Below are 16653 nucleotides of genomic sequence, written 5' to 3'. Positions count from 1 at the left end.
TTTAGCTTCAAAATTAGGATTGTTTTGTACCAAAACTAGCAATCATCGCTTCAATGTCATCTTCATTAACAATATCTTCTTTATCATCCCCTGCGATAAAGACAGCTGAACTCACACGTTTGCTATCATCGATTTTGCCTTCAAAGAGGGAATTCATATACTGTGCAAGAGCACGCATCACATTAATTACGCGTTCAATCTTTTGGCGATGAATATCTTGGTATTGCATTAAGTCCATAGCCTGCATAGACGCATCGCTTATATCATTTGCTGCATCGATAATGCCTTTATTATGACTTTTTGTATTTTTTGTGGATTCTAAAGCCATTTGAAAGCTTTGGATATGAGGAAAAGTCGCGCAAAGCCTATTAAATAACCCCTCTTGGTCAGAAAGGTAGTCATCAATGCTCTTAGCAAGCTTAGAGATTGTTTCTGCACCATTGCTCATTACTTCGAGTTGGTCGAAAATCTGTGTACCTTTAACCTCTGTATCCTTGGTAACTTCATCAAGTTGATGAACAATTTTATGATCGCTTGTAGGCGGAGGTGGTGGCCACTTTTTATCCGCTTCTGCGCGGAAATCGTGTGGATCTACGGTTACTTTTTGGAATTCATCATCTTCGAATTCCTTATCATTAGATGGGGAATTCGAAATATTATCTATCTCACTTATATTACTTTCCTCGTCCATAAGAGAATTTAGTTCCTCTTGGGTCATTGTGTTCCCCTTATTTGGTATAAATAAACCGCATTATACTCTAATTATATTAAATCTTTTACCTTTTTCTCTTATCTATCTCACATTTGTAAAGCATAGGATTAAATGCTTTATCTGCAAGGATTACTTGTTCTCCTATATGGAATTTTGTTGCTTCAATTGGATCGGATATGATTTTATAGATTTCTCCCTGACATAGCACGCTGATGATACATAGAAGTGGCTGCGTGCATATATCTATGATTTCTCCACTTAGTTTAATTTTTGCGCTTAAGTGCTTATGGGCAAAGATAGAATCATTGCTTCCATCGCGAATAATGCGCCCATCTTGTATCACAAGGGTGCGTGAAGTAAGAGCGAAAATCTCACTTATATTGTGGCTTACAAGGAAAGTTGTAAGTCCAAAATGTTGATGAATCTCCTTAAGAGTGCATTGTAAAGTTTTGCTCATCGTATCATCAAGGGCTGAAAAAGGTTCATCAAGGAGTAAAATTTGAGGAGCAGAGGCGAGTGCGCGAGCAAGAGCTACGCGTTGGGATTGTCCGCCAGAGAGTTGGGAGATTTTACTTTTTTTAAGATGTGTTAAATCCATAAGGGTTATGAGTTCATTGGCAAAGGCTTTATCTTGTTTATTTTTGCACCCAAAACAAATATTTTCATAGACATTGAGATGAGGGAAAAGTGCATAATCTTGAAAGACAAAGCCGATGCGTCGCTTTTGCGGAGGGAGATTAATATGTTTTGTGCTATCAAGCCAAATGCTTTCACCCACGCGAATGTAACCATTCTGCACATTTTCAAGTCCGCTCATAATGCGTAGAATACTTGTTTTTCCTGCTCCACTTTTGCCAAAAAGCGCAACAAACTCGCCAAAACTTAATTGTTTATCAACTTGGAGTAAAAATTCTCCCTTGCTCCCGAGCAATGTTTTAGAAAAACATAGATGAATATCACTCATTTGCTACTCAAGCGTTTATTGATATAAAAAATAACCAAAAGAAGCACAAAACACACAGCAAAAAGGCTAAAGGCGTATTGATGAGCAAGAGTGTAATTGAGGGATTCTACTTCATCATAAATAGCAATACTTGCCACGCGCGTTTGGTTTGGGATATTGCCCCCTATCATCATTACCACACCAAATTCCCCAATCGTGTGCGCAAAGCTCGTTACACAGCCAAGCAAGAGAGCAGGTTTGATATTTGGTAAAAGCACAAAGAAAAGCGTCCAATAATGCCCTTTGCCGAGTGTAAAGCTTGCTTCTTTGAGTGAAGTAGGGAGGCTTGAAAGCGCAGTTTTAATAGGATTGCACATAAAAGGTAAAGAAAAAATCACGCTCGCAAGTATCAGTCCCTCAAAGCTAAACACAAGCTTCATATTGAAGTATTCAAGCAAAAACGCCCCTAAGGCATTTTGGGGGCTAAAGGTAATAAGTAAGTAGAATCCAAGCACAGAGGGTGGCAACACAAGAGGCATCCACACAAGCACTTCACATATTGGGCGCAGAGGATTCAAAGAATAAGCGAGAAAATAACCTATAAATATGCCAAGAGGGAGGAGGATAAGGGTTGTAAGTAAAGCCACAAGAAAAGTGAGGCGCATTGTTTCTATAAAATCTATGGGGAAGTTCATTGATGAGAATCCTCAAGTATGATGTGCGAGCTTGATATACACCAAGTATAAATTTCTCCCTCTTGCAAATGGAGTGGTTTGAGGGAAGGAATCAGCGCATAAATAGGTGTTTGGACTGCGGGTGCGCAATGATTACAAGATTGGTTAGAGGGCAAAGGAAGGAGGCTTATGCGCGTAAAAAGAGAGCTTTTTTCACAAGTGAGCAAACGTCCCCTAAAGGCATTAAAGCTCCCTAGAGGCGCGGTATTATCTAAGAGAAAGACTTCATTTTCTTTAAAACTAATACAGACTTCATCTTGAAGTTTAAAACCAAGAGATTCTATTATGAGCACATAAAATGTGCCAAAGATACACTCTGCGCTCACAAGCGCACAGCCGCTATCTGTGGTGATATGTGTGATATGAGCTTTAATACTATTCATTGCGCTTTATCATAGCCATATTCTTGAAATATTGCCTGTGCGCTTTTATCTTGTGCGATAAAAGTCGCAAAATCTTTGGCGAGTTGAGAATCTTTGCCATAAAGAGGGATAATGAGTGCTTGATTGATAGGCTTATAGGTTTTTTCATCAATGAGTGTGTAAGTGAGATGTGGTGTTTTATCTTTAATAACCATTGAAAGCGCACTGAAGCCAAGCTCACTTGAACCTTGCAAAACATAAGTTGTCGCTTGTCCTATGCTTTCGCCTATTCGAAGCTTTGGAGCAAGAATCTTCTCAAGCTTTTGAGATTGTAAAAATTCCTGTGCAGCCCTGCCATAAGGGGCAAGTTTGGGATTAGGGATTGCAATATCACGCACTTTTGGATTTAAAAGCACATTAACATCTTTTGCGTTCAATGTTTTATTGATACTAAAAAGCACGAGTTTGCCCTTAGCATAGTTTTGTGGTGGATTAAGGGCGAGTTTTTCCTCATACAGCTTAAGGGGATAACTTGTATCCGCAGCGATAAAAAGATGTGTGGGTGAGCCATTTTGAATCTGCGCATAGGCTTTGCCTGAAGAGATATAGCTAATATGGATTGTATGCCCTTTATGTGTGCGCAAAAAAGTTTTTTTAATATCTTCAAGCACATATTTTAGACTTGCAGCCGCTAGAACATTTATTTCTTCAGCCATTGCGTTTAATGTAAGGATACATACACATACAGCACATTGCAATATTTTTTGCATATTTTTCCTTCTATATTTAGAATCAAGAGATTATATAATATTTTATACAACCAAAGCTTAAGTATTTGATTATGGTTTTTTAAAACCTTCAAGAGCAGATTCTAAATGTGAAAGTCGCTTTAAAATTTCATCAAAATCCTGTGCGTTGTCTAAATAATCAAAAAATATATTTTTGACACGTTCAATTTCATTAAATGTCTCAAGGGCTTGATGTCCTAATGGCGTGAGCTTTGTGCCACCTCCACCTTTGCCTCCATTATTTGATTGCACAAGCGGAGAGGGGGAGAGTTTGTTCATAATATCTACACTATCCCACGCTGCTTTATAGCTCATACGCATTTGTTTTGCTGCTTTTGAGATAGAGCCAGATTCTGCAATGCGTGTAAGAAGTTCGGCGCGTCCTACGCCAATATAGCTTTTATCATCTTTTTCAAGCCAAAATCGTGCAAAAATATTCATATTTTCTCCTTATTAATAGATAATAACATAAGTTTTAAGTGAGCCGTGCACCCCAAATACGGTTTGTAATTCAATATCTGCTGTGCGCGAAGGACCTGCAATAAAAATCATATTGCTTGGGAGCACTCCATTTTGACTTTGGGCTTTAAGGGCGCACACGCCATCATAAAAATGCGCCACAATATCTGCTTTTTTGAGTAAAATAATACAATTTCGTGTGATAAGTGAAGAGAGGCGCGGAGCATTTGTGCGTGAAGCAATGCCAATGATACCAAGATTTGCCACGCCACAATCTGCACAAATAATCGAAGTATCCATATCAAAAAGTTCCCCTCTTGTCTCATCAATGCTTTTTTCATAAGCCAAAAATGTTATAGAATCTGCCAAAGATGCGCCATTTATATTACACAAGGCATTAATATCAAGCACATCTGTGATATTTGGATTATAGAGAATCTTTTGTGCTTTTACTTCTTGTAAGGCTTTGTGAATATCTTGCACAAGCGTATTTGGGCAAGATTCTACTACTATGGCTTTGTTGGCACTTTGCAAGGCAATATAGGCTTGCAGCTCGTCTTTTTGCTCAATATTAAGGGGATTAATATAATGCGGAGATTGTGCATCAAGGGGATTAATATGTAAAGAATCCTTTATGCGCGCTAAAATATCTTGCTTACTCATAAATTACTCCTTTCATTGTTGATACTTTTTTGTGGAGATTGCCTTTTAATGTAGGGAATGAGCGATAAGCTACCCAAGCTTTAAGTCCGGGTATGAGAGGGGCAAAAAGCCTCACAAGAGACATAAGCCAAGAGGTATTTATTACGGCTAAAGCATTGCGCCAAGCTTTGCCATTACTTGCAATTTTAGCAAATTGATTCATTGCATATCCCTCATTTTTATCGCGTGATATAGCATTGTCTATGAGATTCCCCCGCCCTTGTCCTATTTTTTCACTGCGCAAATCACGAATAAGCTCTGCAAGTGGAATCTTCACAGGACATACTTCTGAACATCTCCCGCAAAGTGAGCATAAACTTACCATATGTCCAAAATTTTTCATACCAAAGAGTTGTGGCGAAATCACTTCGCCAATAGGTCCGGGATAAGTGCTTAAATACGCGTGCCCACCGATTTTATCATATACTGGACAGTGATTAAGGCAAGTCCCACAGCGAATGCAAGAGAGTGCGCGATAAAAATGCGAATCTTTGAGCATACTTGAGCGGTGGTTGTCAAGCAAAATAATATGCACTTCTTTTGGACCATCAAGCTCCCCAATTTTTCGTGGGGAAGTGATGATGTTATTATAGCAAGTAATAGGCGCACCTGTGGCTGAAGGCACAAGGAGAGCATCAAGGATAGAGGCATCTTCAAAGCTCTCTACGATTTTTTCAATCCCACAAATAGCAATATGAATATCGCTTGCTGTGGTACTCATACGTCCATTGCCTTCATTTTCAATCAGCCAAATTGCACCTTCATCAGCAATAGCAAAATTAGCCCCGCTCAAGCCCATTTTAAAGGTTTTAAATTCTTTGCGCAAATGCACACGTGCGATTTCATTCAGTTTTTCTGGTTCAGATTCAAGCTTTGCACCGAGTTTTTGGTTAAAAATCTCACCAATTTGGTAGCGATTTTTGTGAATTGCTGGGGCAACAATATGCACCGGTGGTTCATCAATAAGCTGAATAATAAGCTCACCCAAATCCGTTTCAATAGGCTCAATCCCTTTTTGCTTTAAAAACGCGTTAAGATGTGTCTCTTCACTCGCCATTGATTTGCCTTTGAGAATCTTTGTAATCTGCTTTTCTTGCATAAGTGTATAAATAATCTCATTAGCTTCTTTGCTATCATTTGCCCAATGGATAATAAAGCCATTTTTTGTTGCATTTTGCTCAAATTTCTCTAAGAGCATATCAAGTTTAGAGAGTGATTTTTGCTTCACTGCCTTGCCTTGTTCGCGCAAAGTCTCCCAATCTGTATAGCGAGAGGCGATGAGGTTTTTGCGATTATTTTTTAGCGTATCCATAACGCTTTTTAGATTCTTTCTTAGCTGTGCGTCATTGAGTTTATGATGCACAATAGCACTATGTCCACTCATATTATGCTCCTATTCTTTGGGCTAAAAAATCATAGAGATGTATGCTTTTAAGCGCAATATTGCGTTTTTTCATTGCTGTGCTAATATTAAGCAAACACCCTGCGTCCGCAGAAATAACATATTCAACATCGCGTGAGAGAATATCCTCAATCTTTTGGCTTACCATTGCATTTGAAATTTCTGGCTCTTTGATACTAAAAGTTCCACCAAAACCGCAGCACTCTTCTTCTCGCTCTAGTTCAACAAGTTCTACATTTTGCAATGAACGCAGAAGTGCTTTTGCGCTATCAATTACCTTAGAAGTGCGCAATGCGTGGCAGTTACTATGCCAAGTAACTCGCGTAGGTGCGCCCTTATCCTCATATTGAACTCGGGCAATTTTGTGGAGGTATTCACCTAAATCATACACGCGCTTACTGAATTGCTTGATTGTATCAAATTCGCTTCGTCCCTCAAAAAGTGCGAGATAATCCTCTCGCATCATCGCGCTACAAGAGCCTGAAGGCACAATAATTGGCTCAACTCCTGCAAAAAGCTCGACATTATGCAAAGCAATTTTGCGACTTTGCTCATAATATCCCGAATTATAGCTTGGTTGCGCACAGCAGGTTTGATCTTTTTTGAAAACTACCTCACAACCCGCCTTTTGCAAGAGTTTAATTGCGTTAATACAAGTATCAGCGTATGCTGCACTCCCTAGGCAGGTTGAGAAAAAAAATACTCGCATCTTTTACCTCCTTCTTATTTGTGAGTGTTTATGGTAAAACTAAGGGGCTTTAAAGTGTATATAATGTCAAAATTTAGCTTTTTTTATTTCTATAATGTATAAAAAATTCACACTAATATAAAATGTAAAATTTTTATGTGAAAATTTTACACATTAAGATATAAAATGCGCATTTAAATCTCTTTTTTGTAAGTTTAAATCCTTTATGATTTTTTACATAGAATAAATAAGCAAGGCATTTTTTGCTTGGGATTCTATTTAAGGTTTTTAAGGAGATTTATTATGCAAACTTGGCAGCAGGTGTTTAATCCGCTTGATCATATGTTACTTAGTGCATTAGTGGCGTTTTTGCCCATCGCGTGTTTTTTATTGTGTTTATTGGTTTTGAAGCTTAAGGGCTATTTAGCAGGGTTTATTACCGTGATTGTGGCAACTTTAGTAGCTTTTTATGTGTATAAAATGCCTTTTTCACTTATTGGCGAGAGCTTCGTGCAAGGTTTTGCGCAAGGAATGTGGCCTATTGCGTGGATTATTATCGCTGCTATTTTTCTCTACAAGCTTTCTGTAAAATCCGGCTCTTTTGAAGTGATTAAACAAAGTGTGATGAGCATCACGCCTGATCACAGAATCCAAGTTATTTTGATTGGTTTTTGCTTTGGTTCTTTTTTGGAGGGGGCTATTGGCTTTGGCGGACCTGTGGCAATCACTGCCGCACTCCTTGTAGGCTTAGGACTGCGCCCACTCTATGCCGCCGGACTTTGCTTGATAGCAAATACCGCACCTGTGGCTTTTGGTGCAGTAGGGATTCCAATTATTGCAATGGCGAATGCCTGTGGTATCGAGCAATATGGCATATCTGCAATGGTGGGGAGAATGCTTGTGCCCCTAAGCCTTAGCATTCCTTTTTTTATTGTGTTTTTAATGGACAGCATAAAAGGCGTGAGGGAGACTTTTCCGGCTATTTTGGTAGCAGCGGTAAGCTTTACACTTACGCAGTTTTTTAGCTCAAACTATCTTGGTGCAGAATTGCCCGATATTGTTTCAGCCATTGTCTCACTTGCTTGCACCACGCTTTTTTTACGCATTTGGCAACCTACACATATCTTTAGGCTTGATGATGAAAAAGAGTTTTCTCATACAAGCGCACTAAGCGGTGTGCAGGTATTCAAAGCGTGGCTTCCTTTTATTTTGCTCATTGTTTGTGTGGTGATTTGGACGCAGCCTTGGTTTAAGGCGATTTTTGAGATTAAGCCGATTTTGTTTGAGAATCTCGGCGGTGTGGCTGCGACTTTGCCAAGTGAGAGCTTCTTTTTTAGCATAAAGCCTATGATGGACGAGGCAAACAACCTCATAGGCTATTATCAAATCGGGGCTTTAAACTATACGCAAGTAATGATGAGCTTTAATCCCTTAGCTGGAGGTATCATTGACCCTAATGGTAAGCCTGTGAAGGTTGATTTGCAAATGAATCTTATTGCCCTTCAAGCAGGAACAGCGATTTTAGTTGCAGCGTTTTTAAGCATTGCATTGTTGAAAATTAAATCAAATGTTGTCGAGGAAGCATTCGGGGATACATTAAAAGAAATGGCGATTCCTTGTATCACTATAGGGTTTGTGGTTGCTTTTGCTTTCATCTCAAAAAATAGCGGTATGAGCGCAACTTTGGGGATTGCCTTTGCAAAAACAGGCGATTTATTTGCTTTCTTTAGTCCTGTTATTGGGTGGCTTGGTGTGTTTATCACAGGTAGCGATACAAGCTCAAATCTCCTCTTTGGTCCATTGCAGCAAGTTACTGCACAAGAGCTTGGTATCAAAGAAACACTATTTTTGGCAGCAAACTCTGTGGGCGGGGTTGTTGGCAAGATGATTAGCCCACAAAGTATTGCGATTGCGTGTGCGGCGGTAGGACTAGTTGGCAGGGAATCTGAACTCTTTAGATTCACGCTTAAATATTCTATTGCTTTTATTATTCTTATTGGCATTTGGACAGCCATTATCGCTCTACTCTTGCCCTTTATCATACCCGAAGCAGTGATGCTTCATAGGGCATAAGGCGCACAAAATGCCAAAAATTCTAGAATCTGTTCTGTTTTTAGATTCTAGAATTTAAAAAGATTTTTTGATTATTTGAGAGGGCTTGTCTCTTGTAATGATAAGCCAAAGCCCTAAGTTTTAGATTCTAAGTTTATCAATCTGCCCTGTGTAATAAAAGTATTTCTCAAGTACCAAAAGTGAGATAATCGCCTCGCGTTTGCTATCAAAAAATTGCTTGATATAATTGTGGGCGTTGTGGATAATTTCTTTGGCATCTTGTGGGTGCTTGATAAAAAATTCTAATCTTTCCTCTACATCATTATAATCATCATTAATTTGCGCATAATGGACATTTGGTATCAATGTGCCTTCCATAAACCAAGTTTCAAATTTTGGATTTGGCATTATGCAAAGAGAATTAGAGCTCATCACCCATTTGAGATTGCTTGCGACATCATTACCCTCTAAAGAAAGCAAAAATTTATAAGGCAGATGTTTAGCGATACCAATTTTTGGTTTTTGCCATTGATGATGCACTTCTTTGCTCCCTGTATGCCCCAAATCGCATAAAGGAGAGTTGAAATATTTTTCAAAAAATAATGTGCGGTGGGGCTGATAAATCCCACCACGATAAAAAAGCCTATTCTAGTTGTATTGAAGAAATTATGAAGTATTATACCATAGGTATTTAGCAAGAAATGAGAGTATTCGCCCACAAACAACCTTTTAAGCAAATTTGGCTAGAATCTGCCTTTAACTCACCCCAATTAGAATCTAGCCATAGTCGCTAGATTCTGCAAATATATAGCACACAAGGAGAAAGTGATGATAGAGCGATATGCACGAGAAGAAATGAAAAAACTTTGGGATTTAAATGCTAAATATTCTGCGTGGCTAGAGGTGGAAAAAGCCCTCGTGCGCGGGTGGAATAAGTTAGGGCTAATCCCCGATAGCGATTGTGAGAAAATCTGCAAAAATGCGACATTTGACATTGCGCGTATTGATGAGATAGAAAAAGTAACTAAACACGATTTGATTGCCTTTACCACATCGGTGGCAGAAAGCTTGGGTGAAGAGAGTCGTTTCGTGCATTATGGCATTACTTCAAGTGATTGTATTGATACCGCAGTTGCCTTACAGATGCGGGATTCGCTGCATATTATTTTGCGCGATGTGGAGCAATTACGAGAAGTGATAAAACATCAAGCCCTCACCCGTAAGCATACACTTATGGTGGGACGCAGCCACGGAATCCACGGCGAACCTATCACCTTTGGGCTTGTTTTGGCGATTTGGTATGATGAGTTGGGGCGGCATATCAAGGCTTTGCAATCCACGCTTGAAGTTATCTCTGTGGGGCAGCTAAGCGGTGCTATGGGGAATCTCGCCCATACGCCTATGGAGCTTGAAGAGCTTGTGTGCAAGGAGCTTGGGCTTAAACCTGCACCGGTAAGCAATCAGGTGATTCAAAGGGATAGATATGCAAGGCTCATTAGCGATTTAGCCCTTTTAGCAAGTAGTTGTGAAAAAATCGCCGTGGAGATTCGGCATTTGCAGCGCACTGAAGTGTATGAGGCGGAGGAATTTTTCGAAAAAGGGCAAAAGGGCAGTAGCGCAATGCCTCATAAGCGCAATCCAGTGCTAAGTGAAAATATCACTGGGCTTTGTCGTATGATACGCGCTTATGCGATTCCAGCAATGGAAAATGTAGCACTTTGGCACGAGAGGGATATTAGCCACTCAAGCGTGGAGCGATTTATTTTGCCTGATAGTTTTATTACTACTGATTTTATGCTCACGCGCCTTAAGGGGTTGATTGAAAAGCTTGTGGTGTATCCTAAAAATATGATAAAAAATCTCAATCTCACAGGTGGTTTAGTCTTTTCTCAAAGAATCTTGCTTGAGCTTCCTAAAAAGGGTGTTTCACGCGAAGATTCTTATGCGATTGTGCAGCGCAATGCGATGAGGGTATGGCAGGATTTGCAGGAGGGTAAAAGCGCGTGTAATGAAAAAGGAGAGAGCCTTTATTTGCAATATCTCCTCGCAGATTCTGAACTTGTCAATCTTATTGGCGAGAGTGCGATTAAAGAGTGCTTTGAATATAGCTACTATACCAAAAATGTTGATGCGATTTTTAAGCGAGTATTTGGCGAGTAAATATTTTGAGCGTGTAAAGATAGGGTGCAAAAGCAAAAAATGTAGCTTTTTTGGCTATACTATACTACAAAAAGGAGTTTATTATGAGTATAAAAAGCTTAAAAGATAGATTAAAGCACACTTTTTTGTATCAAAGCCTATTATACACATTTAGCCGATAAACTTAAAGCAAGAATCTATATCCATACACTTTTGCAAGAGAGTAATAATACTCACATAAATATCGGGGGGTTGGCTTCTTAGTCAAGAATCTATAAATTCCACAACTTCTTCTCAAAAATCCCTCAATGAACATTCTACTTCACAATCTCTACATACAAAAGATTCTCTGCCACCTATCCTTCAACCTCACTCTCCACTCTTTGCTCCCATAGATTCTCTTACCAAAGAGCTTTTTAATACTAACTCTTGCATATATCTCCCAAAACTCTATGGTATCTATAAAAATGCAGAAGAAATTGATTTTTCAAAACTCCCTCAAAGTTTTGTACTCAAAACCAATCACGATTGTAGAGGTGTAGTGATTGTTTCAAACAAAGATACTTTTCTTCAAGATACCTCACTCAGAGAATGGCATTATAAAGACATAGAACCTAGAATCTTTGCAGAGGAGTTATTGGGGGAAGAGGTGCAGGATTTTAGATTCCATTGTTTTGATGAAAAAATTGGCTTTATTCAGGTTGCAAATGCTACACATACACATAATGATTGCTTTGATATATATTGGAATGCCTTCGATTTTACTTATCTTAATCCAAAAGCCAAGATTCCCCCTGATAAGCCCCATTTTCTTGAATCAATGTGTGCTATTGCTCAAAGCTTATCAAATACACTTGGTTATGTGCGTGTTGATTTATATAGCATAGGGCAAAAAGTGTATGTTGGAGAACTTACATTTACGCCAAATGGTGGCACAGGTAAATTTAATCCTCGCACATACGATGAGGTATTTGGGAGATTGTGGCAATAAAAAATACTACTATCATCTTTTTATGTGTAGGGTGTATTATCGGTTGGGGTGCGTTTGTGCTATCTCAAGATGTATTTTTGCAAAAGGGATTATTTGAGAGCCTTATTGGTTTATTTTTAGGCGGAGTAGCGATGTGTCTTATTGCGACAAATTATACATTTTTGCTCAATTTTTTTAGGCGCAATGGAGGAGAGTTTTATTTTACACTCAAAGCTTTGGGGAGGACACACGGCTTTATTTGCGGGTGGTTTTTGACTTTGGCATATTTGTGCATTATTCCTTTAAATGCCACTGCGCTTAATGTAATGATTCATTCTTTTGGTTTAGGGGGTGGCATTATTCTTTTTAATGTGAGCGATACCGCTATATATTTGAGCGATATACTTGTGAGTATGTTGAGCATTATTGTGATTGGGGTGATTAATGTTTTGGGCATACGCGCGGCATTTGTGCTTCAAAAACTGCTTGTTGTTGCTTTGTGTGGAAGCGTGGTAGTCTTTTTTGTAATAATGAGTTTTGATGTGCAATCTTTGGAGAATCTAAACTCTTATTTGAGTTTAGATTCTTTAGATATACGCTCTATTATGATTGTTTTTTCTCTCACGCCTTGGGCATATCTTGGCTTTGAATGCGCGATACAAGTTATAGAATCTATCAAATATCGCAAACATCTATTTAATGCCTATTATGTATGTATCTATATGGATTGGCTTTTTTCTCTATTGTTTGCTGATTTTTATTACCGCATTTGGCATAAGCAAGCCACATATTCTTGCACCTTCTTGGGCAACTTATACTAGCGTGTCTTCATTTTTTGGCACTTTTGGTGGCGCTATTTTGGGCATTAGCGTATGTGGGGCGATTTTAAGCGGAATTAATGGATTTTTTATTGTTACAAGTAAAATGCTTGAATCCCTTAGCATACATCACTATTTACCACAAAGCTTGATGAAAAAGAATCGTTTTGGGGTGTCCTATCCCATAGTGTGCATTGTTGGCTTTCTTTCTTGCTTAATGGTTATTTTTGGTAGGCAATCTTTGCTTTATATTGTAGATATGGCTTGTGTGGGTATTATTGTGGGGTTTTTGTATGTAAGTAGCATTGCTTTTTTGTTTAAAAAGCGGCATTTAGGCTATTTTAGTCTTTCAAGTTTTTTGAGCGTTATCTTAAGCATTGTGTTTTTGCTTTTAGAGTTTCTGCCCTTTTCTCCAGCTGCACTTAAACTCCCCTCAATTATCGCCCTTGTGATATGGAGTGGAATAGGGGGAATTATTTTGTATGTTTTGAGACAAAAGATGTGAAAATATTAGAATCTGGCAGAGAGGAAGGGATTCGAACCCTCGAAAGCTTGCACTTTACACGCGTTCCAGGCGTGCTCCTTCAACCACTCGGACACCTCTCTAAAATTGCTTTAATCTAGAATCATAAAGACATTTAGCGTGAGGAGATAGTATCTAAAACTTGCTTAAAAATTACCCCATCAATGCCAAGTTGTGCGATTTTTGTAAGCTGCGCATTGGATTTAATCACGCACAAAAGTTTGCAATCAAGCAAATAATGATTAAGCAAGGCTTGATATGATTTTGCCTTATGGGCTTTAGGCAAGATTAAATACTTTGGAAAAAGCGCAGCATACAAAAGCAATTCCTCTAAAGAGTGAATCATTACCGCATAATCTATTTGATGCGTATGGCAGTGTGCAGCAATCTCAAAGCCTTTTTCTTTGAGTTTTGCCGTATCAAACCACACAATAGTATTTTGAGAGGTGTGTAAAATCTCCTCTATGCCTTGAATCTGCCTAAATGGCTCATATTTGATAGCATAATGCCCGATGATAATCATTGTTTTGCGCCTTTTTTGAGGCAGTCTTTGGAGCAAAAATACATCCCATCGGCAAATATGGCTTCAGTGCTTGATACATACACGCCACAATGTGCGCATTGATACATCTCCTCAATATTATCTTGTGGCTTGTCTTTTTTTGAGGAGTGATGCCGTATAAAAGGGCGCGCAATCATATAGGCAAGTAAGGCTAAAGCAAAAAGTATGATAAGAAATTTCATCATTGATTTTCCTTTGTTTATGCTTTTTGGTGCGTTTATGAATCGCGATAGCTCTTATAATAATAAATGCGATTCTCGCGTGTAAAGCACTCCTCTACGCTCATATGTGGCATTTCTTTGCGAAATTGTGTGCCTTTATAGAGTAGAAAATATCCATCGCTTTTAAGAAATTTACGCGAGACACTAATGAGCATCTTTGCGTCCATAAGAGCGCGTGAAGTGATAAGTGCGATATTATTGACTTCACTAATAGGCACATCTTGGATATTCATAACTTTCACACGCACATTTTTTAAACCAAGCTCAAGGGCAATATTTTGCAAAAACGATGCACGTTTTTGACGCGGCTCTACGAGAGTAAAATACGCCATAGGACAGGCAATAGCAAGTGGGATTGCAGGGAATCCTCCTCCCGAGCCTACATCTAAGCAACTCTCAAATGGATCAATAAATTTCAGCGGATAGAGTGAATCAAAAATATTTTCACTTACAGATTCTAGACTGCTTGCACCTGTGAGATTGTGAATCTTATTCCACTTTAAAAGCTCCTCTCCAAAGGTTTCAAAATGTTTATAACACGCATCGGAGAGAAGAATGCGTTGGCTATTTAGCCTTTCTTGTAAATGTATCATAGTATCAGCATCCCATCACCATAAGAATAAAATCGATAGCCTCGATTCAAAGCAATCTCATAGAGTTCTAAGCATTTTTTTCTCCCTATCATTGCGCTTACAAGCATAAGCAAGGTGCTTTTAGGGAGATGAAAATTTGTCAATAGATAATCTACGCGCTTAAAATCGACACTTGGATATAAAAATATATCACATTCTCCCTTTAATATTTTATGGCGCATATAATGCTCCACGCATCGCGCACTTGTTGTGCCAATACAAAGCACTTTATTGGCTTTTTCTATGGCTTTAGCACTTTTTGCAGAAAGCTCATAAGATTCTGTATGGATATGATGATGGCGAATATCGCTACTTTCTACATTCATAAATGTCCCTGCACCAATATGAAGTGTGATAAAGCAAAGCTCAAATGCTTCGCGTAAAGATTCTATGCTTTTTTCACTAAAATGCAAAGAGGCTGTGGGTGCGGCGATTGAACCAAGAGATGTGCCAAATACGCTTTGATAAAAAAGCGCATCATCTTGAGAATCGCTGCGTTTGATATAAGGGGGGAGCGGAATATGCCCATAAGTGCTAAGCATTGTAAGCATATCTTCATAGGAAAATAAATGATTTTCTTGCTTAAAGCTCACTATGCGCAATCCATTCTCAAGGCACTCTTTTACTTCGGCAACAATAGGCGTATTGGTGCTATGAGGAGGGAGTGTAAAAGCTTGTGATGATAGAGCTAAGGGCGTAGAATCTGCAATAATAAGCTTATCTCCTTTTTTTACGCGTCCTTTGATTTGTGCAAGAAAAAGTGTAGATTCTGCAGAATTTGTTGTTTCTAAAGCTTTATGAAAAAATATTTCATACTTTTTATGGCTTAGACTTTGTGTGAGGGGATTAAGCTTGTGTGCGTATATTCGCGCCTTTATCACTTTTGTGTTGTTAAGCACTATGAGCGTCTCTTTTGGCACAAAATCGCAAAAATGATAAAAATCGCTATGTGTGATACGCCCACTCTCTCTTTCATACACAAGAAGCTTTGCGCTTTCTCGTGGATTAGCGGGATTTTGAGCTATGGCACTTTGTGGCAGGGGGTAATCATAGCTTGAGAGCGTGAAGTCATTAAAAGGAGGAGTATGATAGCTCATTTCTGCGACTCTTTGGGTGAAATTTCATTTTTTTGCAGACTTTCTTCCTCCTCTTCCTCTTGTTCATCTTGATTTTTGGCGGGATTTACCCATTTAAGCACAAGGATAGAGATACCATATAAGCCAATAAGCGGAATAGCTAAGAGAATCTGCGAAATCACATCAGGCGGGGCGATAAGGGCAGCGATAATAAAAATAAGCACAACAGCATATTTAAAAAAATCTTTTAGACTCTCATCGGTGATTAAGCCCACTTGCCCTAAGAAAAAGCAAAGCACAGGTAGCTCAAAGGCGATACCAAAACCAATTACAAGGCGAATAAAAAAGGTAAAATAATTCTCGGCGGTGATATAGGCTTCAAACTGGTCATTGCCAAATAAAAGCACATTTTTAATGATAAAAGGCAATACACCATAGTAGGCAAATACAACGCCCACTGCAAACATCGTTGTGCCAAAAATCACAAAAGGAATAACTACTTTTTTTTCGTGTTTATATAAGCCCGGTGCGACAAAAATCCATATTTGCCAAAAAATAATAGGCGTGGAAATTAAAAGTGCAGCAAAGAGAGCAGATTTCATTGCAATAAATACACCCTCTATCATACCCGCAGCGACAAACTTTCCGCGCACATCGTGCCCTAGCACAGAATCTAGGGGCGTTTTGATAAAAGCAAAAATATCCTCCCAAAAGAAAAAACACCCTATAAAAGCTATAAAAAGCACAGAAATGCTAATAATAAGCCTTTTACGCAAGTCTTGGATATGAGGCTTTAAATCTTCTAGCACTTAGTGATCCTTTTGTAATGAAGCAGATGCGCTAGAATCTGCAGAGTCTAGGGTGGTGCTA

The 16653-nt window shown here is 38.8% G+C and carries 20 protein-coding genes and 1 tRNA gene; 5 read left to right on the top strand and 16 right to left on the bottom strand.

The genetic code is table 11. The features are described 5' to 3' along the window. Positions 1 to 13: 13 nt before the first annotated feature. The 9 genes from J1E28_RS04240 to J1E28_RS04200 all read right to left on the bottom strand — a co-directional run bounded on the left by J1E28_RS04240 (position 14) and on the right by J1E28_RS04200 (position 6811). Complete coding sequence (locus tag J1E28_RS04240) at positions 14 to 718, bottom strand: chemotaxis protein (RefSeq protein ID WP_291027091.1); 705 nt, start codon at positions 716 to 718, stop codon at positions 14 to 16. A 58-nt stretch (positions 719 to 776) separates the two neighbouring features. After that, positions 777 to 1676 carry an ATP-binding cassette domain-containing protein gene (locus J1E28_RS04235; protein ID WP_291027089.1) on the bottom strand — a complete coding sequence of 300 codons (900 nt, stop codon included), beginning with the start codon at positions 1674 to 1676 and terminating at the stop codon, positions 777 to 779. Then, entirely contained in the window at positions 1673 to 2350 is a 678-nt protein-coding gene (gene modB / locus J1E28_RS04230; protein WP_291027087.1) for a molybdate ABC transporter permease subunit, read from the bottom strand. The genes J1E28_RS04235 and modB overlap by 4 nt, the downstream gene beginning before the upstream one ends. Continuing rightward, the gene (locus J1E28_RS04225) at positions 2347 to 2772 is read right to left on the bottom strand and encodes a hypothetical protein (protein WP_291027085.1); all 426 of its coding nucleotides are present in this window, start codon (positions 2770 to 2772) and stop codon (positions 2347 to 2349) included. Before J1E28_RS04225 ends, modB begins: the two co-directional genes overlap by 4 nt. Then, the gene (gene modA / locus J1E28_RS04220; protein WP_291027083.1) at positions 2769 to 3521 is read right to left on the bottom strand and encodes a molybdate ABC transporter substrate-binding protein; all 753 of its coding nucleotides are present in this window, start codon (positions 3519 to 3521) and stop codon (positions 2769 to 2771) included. The genes J1E28_RS04225 and modA overlap by 4 nt, the downstream gene beginning before the upstream one ends. 69 nt (positions 3522 to 3590) lie before the next feature. Further along, positions 3591 to 3980 carry a LysR family transcriptional regulator gene (locus tag J1E28_RS04215; protein WP_291027081.1) on the bottom strand — a complete coding sequence of 130 codons (390 nt, stop codon included), beginning with the start codon at positions 3978 to 3980 and terminating at the stop codon, positions 3591 to 3593. Between the two features lie 12 nt (positions 3981 to 3992). Further along, entirely contained in the window at positions 3993 to 4661 is a 669-nt protein-coding gene (locus tag J1E28_RS04210; protein ID WP_291027079.1) for a lactate utilization protein C, read from the bottom strand. Further along, positions 4654 to 6084: a LutB/LldF family L-lactate oxidation iron-sulfur protein gene (locus J1E28_RS04205; RefSeq protein WP_291027077.1), complete on the bottom strand. Its 1431-nt coding sequence runs from the start codon at positions 6082 to 6084 to the stop codon at positions 4654 to 4656. The genes J1E28_RS04210 and J1E28_RS04205 overlap by 8 nt, the downstream gene beginning before the upstream one ends. 1 nt (position 6085) lies before the next feature. Continuing rightward, the gene (locus J1E28_RS04200; protein WP_291027075.1) at positions 6086 to 6811 is read right to left on the bottom strand and encodes a (Fe-S)-binding protein; all 726 of its coding nucleotides are present in this window, start codon (positions 6809 to 6811) and stop codon (positions 6086 to 6088) included. 282 nt (positions 6812 to 7093) lie between these two features. Between J1E28_RS04200 and J1E28_RS04195 the strand changes: the two genes are divergently transcribed. Beyond that, entirely contained in the window at positions 7094 to 8863 is a 1770-nt protein-coding gene (locus J1E28_RS04195; protein ID WP_291027073.1) for an L-lactate permease, read from the top strand. 120 nt (positions 8864 to 8983) lie between these two features. Here J1E28_RS04195 and J1E28_RS04190 read toward each other — a convergent pair whose 3' ends face one another. After that, a complete protein-coding gene (locus J1E28_RS04190) occupies positions 8984 to 9382 on the bottom strand; it encodes a glycosyl transferase family 90 (protein WP_291027071.1) in 399 nt (132 codons plus the stop codon). A 288-nt stretch (positions 9383 to 9670) separates the two neighbouring features. On the opposite strand from J1E28_RS04190, the gene purB reads away from it, so the two are divergent. The 4 genes from purB (at position 9671) to J1E28_RS04170 (ending at position 13274) form a co-directional block, all read left to right on the top strand. Continuing rightward, positions 9671 to 11002, top strand: a complete 1332-nt coding sequence (gene purB / locus J1E28_RS04185; protein ID WP_291027069.1) for an adenylosuccinate lyase — start codon at positions 9671 to 9673, stop codon at positions 11000 to 11002. Between the two features lie 220 nt (positions 11003 to 11222). Then, positions 11223 to 11972, top strand: coding sequence for an ATP-grasp fold amidoligase family protein (locus J1E28_RS04180; protein WP_366008770.1), 750 nt, complete (start codon positions 11223 to 11225; stop codon positions 11970 to 11972). Beyond that, entirely contained in the window at positions 11963 to 12772 is an 810-nt protein-coding gene (locus J1E28_RS04175) for an amino acid permease (protein WP_291027067.1), read from the top strand. The genes J1E28_RS04180 and J1E28_RS04175 overlap by 10 nt, the downstream gene beginning before the upstream one ends. Then, positions 12660 to 13274, top strand: a complete 615-nt coding sequence (locus J1E28_RS04170) for an amino acid permease (RefSeq protein ID WP_291027065.1) — start codon at positions 12660 to 12662, stop codon at positions 13272 to 13274. The genes J1E28_RS04175 and J1E28_RS04170 overlap by 113 nt, the downstream gene beginning before the upstream one ends. A gap of 13 nt (positions 13275 to 13287) precedes the next feature. Here the strand turns inward: J1E28_RS04170 and J1E28_RS04165 are convergent. The 6 genes from J1E28_RS04165 to tatC all read right to left on the bottom strand — a co-directional run bounded on the left by J1E28_RS04165 (position 13288) and on the right by tatC (position 16592). Next, positions 13288 to 13375 (bottom strand) — tRNA-Ser (locus J1E28_RS04165). A 32-nt stretch (positions 13376 to 13407) separates the two neighbouring features. Beyond that, on the bottom strand, positions 13408 to 13815 hold the full coding sequence (locus tag J1E28_RS04160; RefSeq protein WP_291027063.1) for a hypothetical protein: 408 nt from the start codon (positions 13813 to 13815) through the stop codon (positions 13408 to 13410). Next, positions 13812 to 14039, bottom strand: a complete 228-nt coding sequence (locus J1E28_RS04155) for a PP0621 family protein (RefSeq protein ID WP_291027061.1) — start codon at positions 14037 to 14039, stop codon at positions 13812 to 13814. Before J1E28_RS04155 ends, J1E28_RS04160 begins: the two co-directional genes overlap by 4 nt. Before the next feature lie 32 nt (positions 14040 to 14071). Further along, on the bottom strand, positions 14072 to 14668 hold the full coding sequence (gene rsmG / locus J1E28_RS04150; RefSeq protein ID WP_291027059.1) for a 16S rRNA (guanine(527)-N(7))-methyltransferase RsmG: 597 nt from the start codon (positions 14666 to 14668) through the stop codon (positions 14072 to 14074). Continuing rightward, positions 14665 to 15804 (bottom strand): tRNA preQ1(34) S-adenosylmethionine ribosyltransferase-isomerase QueA, encoded by a 1140-nt coding sequence (gene queA, locus J1E28_RS04145; protein ID WP_291027057.1) that lies wholly within the window; start codon positions 15802 to 15804, stop codon positions 14665 to 14667. The genes rsmG and queA overlap by 4 nt, the downstream gene beginning before the upstream one ends. Continuing rightward, positions 15801 to 16592: a twin-arginine translocase subunit TatC gene (gene tatC / locus J1E28_RS04140; protein WP_291027055.1), complete on the bottom strand. Its 792-nt coding sequence runs from the start codon at positions 16590 to 16592 to the stop codon at positions 15801 to 15803. Before tatC ends, queA begins: the two co-directional genes overlap by 4 nt. Between the last annotated feature and the right edge of the window lie 61 nt (positions 16593 to 16653).

Source organism: Helicobacter sp. (assembly GCF_022511165.1).
In the GTDB taxonomy this organism is placed as follows: domain Bacteria; phylum Campylobacterota; class Campylobacteria; order Campylobacterales; family Helicobacteraceae; genus Helicobacter_C.
The sequence above is the reverse complement of the archived record's forward strand: the minus strand, read 5'-3'. Positions and strand labels throughout refer to the sequence as shown.